2 protein-coding genes are annotated in these 1,991 nt (G+C 75.2%); one reads left to right on the top strand and one right to left on the bottom strand.

The genetic code is table 11. The annotated features are described in order from the left end of the window. The first annotated feature begins 48 nt into the window (after positions 1 to 48). Positions 49 to 1,461: a xylulokinase gene (gene xylB, locus D1825_RS00230; RefSeq protein ID WP_118765558.1), complete on the top strand. Its 1,413-nt coding sequence runs from the start codon at positions 49 to 51 to the stop codon at positions 1,459 to 1,461. Between the two features lie 61 nt (positions 1,462 to 1,522). On the opposite strand, the gene D1825_RS00225 is transcribed toward xylB, so the two are convergent. Beyond that, a complete protein-coding gene (locus D1825_RS00225) occupies positions 1,523 to 1,858 on the bottom strand; it encodes a histone-like nucleoid-structuring protein Lsr2 (RefSeq protein WP_118765557.1) in 336 nt (111 codons plus the stop codon). Between the last annotated feature and the right edge of the window lie 133 nt (positions 1,859 to 1,991).

The raw sequence follows: 1,991 nt of genomic DNA, 5'->3' as shown, positions 1-1,991 counted from the left end.
GGGCGGCCACCGCCGCCCGGACGCCGCGCTCAGCCCTGGAGGTGCGTCGTGCCGCTCGTCGCCGGCGTCGACTCGTCCACGCAGTCCAGCAAGGTCGTCGTGCGCGACGCCGAGACCGGTGCGCTCGTGCGCTCCGGGCGGGCGTCGCACCCTGACGGCACCGCGGTCGACCCCCGGCACTGGTGGGACGCCCTGCAGACGGCGATCGCCGACGCAGGCGGCCTCGACGACGTCGAGGCGATCTCCGTCGGCGGGCAGCAGCACGGCATGGTCGCGCTCGACTCCTCGGGGTCGGTCGTGCGCGACGCGCTGCTGTGGAACGACACGCGGTCCGCCCCGGCCGCACTCGACCTGATCGACGAGCTCGGCGGGCCGCAGGCGTGGGCCGACGCGGTCGGCTCGGTGCTCGTCGCCTCGCTCACCGTGACCAAGCTGCGCTGGCTGCGGGACGCCGAGCCGGACAACGCCGCCCGGGTCGCCGCGGTGGCCCTCCCCCATGACTGGCTCACGTGGAAGCTGTCCGGTGCGAGCGGGCTCGACACCCTCGTCACCGACCGCTCCGACGCGTCCGGCACCGGCTACTGGTCGCCCGCGACGGGCGACTACCGCCGCGACCTGCTCTCGCTGGGGCTGGGGCACGAGGCGGTGCTGCCGCGCGTGCTCGGCCCGTCCGAGGCCGGCCCCCGATCGGTGGTCGGCGCTCGTCGGCCCGTCCTGGGCCCCGGTGCCGGCGACAACGCCGCCGCCGCGCTCGCCCTGGGTCTCGGACCCGGGGACGTGGCCGTCTCCATCGGGACCTCGGGCGTGGTCAGCGCGATCTCGACGTCGCCCACGGCCGACGGCTCCGGCCTCGTGACCGGCTTCGCCGACGCGACCGGCGCGTTCCTGCCCCTGGCCTGCACGCTCAACGCCTCGCGCGTGCTCGACGCGGCCGCGCGGATGCTCGGCGTCGACCACGCCGGCCTCTCCGCCCTGGCGCTGTCCGCACCCTCGGGCGCCGACGGCCTCGTGCTGGTCCCCTACCTCGAGGGCGAGCGCACTCCCAACAAGCCCGACGCCACGGGAGCGCTGCACGGGCTGCGGCTGGCCAACACGACCCCCGCGCACCTGGCCCGCGCGGCCGTCGAGGGCATGCTGTGCGCCCTGGCGGACGGCATCGACGCCCTGCGCGCGCAGGGTGTGCCCGTGCAGCGCCTGTTCCTCATCGGCGGCGGCGCCCAGTCGCAGGCGGTCCGCGAGATCGCCCCGTCGGTGCTCGGCCTCGACGTGCACGTGCCGACGCCCGGCGAGTACGTCGCGGACGGTGCCGCGCGGCAGGCCGCGTGGGTGCTGTCAGGTGCCTCGTCGGCGCCCACCTGGAACGCCGCTGCGCAGGCGACCGTCCACTCCGCCCCGGACGCGCCGCACGTGCGCGCGCAGTACGCGGCGGTCCGTGAGCTGACGGGGGTGCGTCCCGCCTGACCGCTCGCGCGCGAGAGCCCGGCCTCCACTGCGGGGGGCCGGGCTCTCGCGTCGTGTCAGGTCAGTTGGCGGCTTCGTACGCCTGGCGCACCTCGGCCGAGATGCGGCCGCGCTCGGAGACGGCCAGGCCGCGGCCCTTGGCCCACTCGCGGATAGCGTGCGCGTCCGAGTCCGAGCGGCGGCTGGCGCGGGGCGCGGAGGAGCGCGCCGACGACGAGCGGGCTCCCACCTTGCGGGCGTGGCCGACCCACTGGGCCAGCGCGTCGCGCAGCTCACCGGCGTGGGCGGTGGTGAGGTCGATCTCGTACGTCACGCCGTCGAGACCGAATGTGACGGTCTCGTCTGCGGGGCCGCCGTCGACGTCGTCGACGAGCAGGACCTGAACCTTCTGTGCCATTGTGGGCTCCGTTTACGCCGTGCGGTCAGAGGTGTGCCCCCGTGGGCTAATTGCCCGATGCCGCCAGCATCGCACTGCGCGTCAACAATGGTCAAACGCTAGTCGTTATTTGTCGCGTCCTTGGACTGCTGCT

It is taken from the genome of Cellulomonas rhizosphaerae, assembly GCF_003470205.1.
Lineage (GTDB): Bacteria > Actinomycetota > Actinomycetes > Actinomycetales > Cellulomonadaceae > Cellulomonas > Cellulomonas rhizosphaerae.
Note: the sequence above shows the minus strand (reverse complement) of the source record. Positions and strands in the feature narration are given on the sequence as shown.